Source organism: Streptomyces sp. NPDC052064 (assembly GCF_055585925.1).
On the sequence record NZ_JBVJJE010000031.1, the window covers coordinates 1 to 3276 of the forward strand.

The 3276-nt window shown below is 56.8% G+C and carries 1 rRNA gene; it reads right to left on the reverse strand.

The features are described 5' to 3' along the window. Positions 1-22: 22 nt before the first annotated feature. Positions 23-3142, reverse strand: a 23S ribosomal RNA gene (locus ACZ6TU_RS38865). Positions 3143-3276: the final 134 nt, after the last annotated feature.

The following is a 3276-nucleotide window of genomic DNA, read 5'->3' on the forward strand; positions in this document are numbered from 1 at the left end:
AACACAGTGGACGCGAGCAACTGAGGACAAGCCCTCGGCCTATTAGTACCGGTCAACTCCACACGTTACCGTGCTTCCATATCCGGCCTATCAACCCAGTCGTCTACTGGGAGCCTTACCCTCTCAAGGAGGTGGGAATACTCATCTCGAAGCAGGCTTCCCGCTTAGATGCTTTCAGCGGTTATCCCTCCCGAACGTAGCCAACCAGCCATGCCCTTGGCAGAACAACTGGCACACCAGAGGTTCGTCCGTCCCGGTCCTCTCGTACTAGGGACAGCCCTTCTCAATATTCCTACGCGCACAGCGGATAGGGACCGAACTGTCTCACGACGTTCTAAACCCAGCTCGCGTACCGCTTTAATGGGCGAACAGCCCAACCCTTGGGACCGACTCCAGCCCCAGGATGCGACGAGCCGACATCGAGGTGCCAAACCATCCCGTCGATATGGACTCTTGGGGAAGATCAGCCTGTTATCCCCGGGGTACCTTTTATCCGTTGAGCGACGGCGCTTCCACAAGCCACCGCCGGATCACTAGTCCCGACTTTCGTCCCTGCTCGACCCGTCGGTCTCACAGTCAAGCTCCCTTGTGCACTTACACTCAACACCTGATTGCCAACCAGGCTGAGGGAACCTTTGGGCGCCTCCGTTACTCTTTAGGAGGCAACCGCCCCAGTTAAACTACCCATCAGACACTGTCCCTGATCCGGATCACGGACCCAGGTTAGACATCCAGCACGACCAGACTGGTATTTCAACGACGACTCCCCCTGAACTGGCGTCCAGAGTTCAAAGTCTCCCAGCTATCCTACACAAGCCGAACCGAACACCAATATCAAACTGTAGTAAAGGTCCCGGGGTCTTTCCGTCCTGCTGCGCGAAACGAGCATCTTTACTCGTAGTGCAATTTCACCGGGCCTATGGTTGAGACAGTCGAGAAGTCGTTACGCCATTCGTGCAGGTCGGAACTTACCCGACAAGGAATTTCGCTACCTTAGGATGGTTATAGTTACCACCGCCGTTTACTGGCGCTTAAGTTCTCAGCTTCGCCCCACCGAAATGGAGCTAACCGGTCCCCTTAACGTTCCAGCACCGGGCAGGCGTCAGTCCGTATACATCGCCTTACGGCTTCGCACGGACCTGTGTTTTTAGTAAACAGTCGCTTCTCGCTGGTCTCTGCGGCCACCCCCAGCTCACCGTGTAAAACGGATCACCAAGCGTGGCCCCCCTTCTCCCGAAGTTACGGGGGCATTTTGCCGAGTTCCTTAACCATAGTTCACCCGAACGCCTCGGTATTCTCTACCTGACCACCTGAGTCGGTTTAGGGTACGGGCCGCCATGAAACTCGCTAGAGGCTTTTCTCGACAGCATAGGATCATCCACTTCACCACAATCGGCTCGGCATCAGGTCTCACCCTCATGTCATCCGGATTTACCTAGACAACGGGCTACACCCTTACCCCGGGACAACCACCGCCCGGGCTGGACTACCTTCCTGCGTCACCCCATCACTCACCTACTAACCGCTTGGTTCGGCGGCTCCACCACTTTCCTTTCCCCGAAGGGTCCGGAACGGCTTCACGGCCTTAGCATCACGATGCTCGATGTTTGACGCTTCACAGCGGGTACCGGAATATCAACCGGTTATCCATCGACTACGCCTGTCGGCCTCGCCTTAGGTCCCGACTTACCCTGGGCAGATCAGCTTGACCCAGGAACCCTTAGTCAATCGGCGCACACGTTTCTCACGTGTGAATCGCTACTCATGCCTGCATTCTCACTCGTGAACCGTCCACAACTACCTTCCGGTGCTGCTTCACCCGGCACACGACGCTCCCCTACCCATCCGTACACCCGTTGGGGCTGTTATACGAATGACACGACTTCGGCGGTACGCTTGAGCCCCGCTACATTGTCGGCGCGGAATCACTAGACCAGTGAGCTATTACGCACTCTTTCAAGGGTGGCTGCTTCTAAGCCAACCTCCTGGTTGTCTCTGCGACTCCACATCCTTTCCCACTTAGCGTACGCTTAGGGGCCTTAGTCGATGCTCTGGGCTGTTTCCCTCTCGACCATGGAGCTTATCCCCCACAGTCTCACTGCCGCGCTCTCACTTACCGGCATTCGGAGTTTGGCTAAGGTCAGTAACCCGGTAGGGCCCATCGCCTATCCAGTGCTCTACCTCCGGCAAGAAACACACGACGCTGCACCTAAATGCATTTCGGGGAGAACCAGCTATCACGGAGTTTGATTGGCCTTTCACCCCTAACCACAGGTCATCCCCCAGGTTTTCAACCCTGGTGGGTTCGGTCCTCCACGAAGTCTTACCTCCGCTTCAACCTGCCCATGGCTAGATCACTCCGCTTCGGGTCTTGAGCGTGCTACTCCACCGCCCTATTCGGACTCGCTTTCGCTACGGCTTCCCCACTCGGGTTAACCTCGCAACACACCGCAAACTCGCAGGCTCATTCTTCAAAAGGCACGCAGTCACGAGATGGAAGCAAGCTTCCATCCGACGCTCCCACGGCTTGTAGGCACACGGTTTCAGGTACTATTTCACTCCGCTCCCGCGGTACTTTTCACCATTCCCTCACGGTACTATCCGCTATCGGTCACCAGGGAATATTTAGGCTTAGCGGGTGGTCCCGCCAGATTCACACGGGATTTCTCGGGCCCCGTGCTACTTGGGTGTCTCTCAAACGAGCCGCTGACGTTTCGACTACGGGGGTCTTACCCTCTACGCCGGACCTTTCGCATGTCCTTCGCCTACATCAACGGTTTCTGACTCGTCTCATGGCCGGCAGACCACAAAAGAGAGATCCCACAACCCCGTATACGCAACCCCTGCCGGGTCTCACACGCATACGGTTTGGCCTCATCCGGTTTCGCTCGCCACTACTCCCGGAATCACGGTTGTTTTCTCTTCCTGCGGGTACTGAGATGTTTCACTTCCCCGCGTTCCCTCCACACTGCCTATGTGTTCAGCAGCGGGTGACAGCCCATGACGACTGCCGGGTTTCCCCATTCGGAAACCCCCGGATCAAAGCCTGGTTGACGACTCCCCGGGGACTATCGTGGCCTCCCACGTCCTTCATCGGTTCCTGGTGCCAAGGCATCCACCGTGCGCCCTTAAAAACTTGGCCACAGATGCTCGCGTCCACTGTGCAGTTCTCAAACAACGACCAGCCACCCATCACCCCACCCTTACAGGCGAGTTCACTGGGGCCGGCGACTGAGGAAAAATCCATTCCCTCAGACACCCAACAGCGTGCCCGGC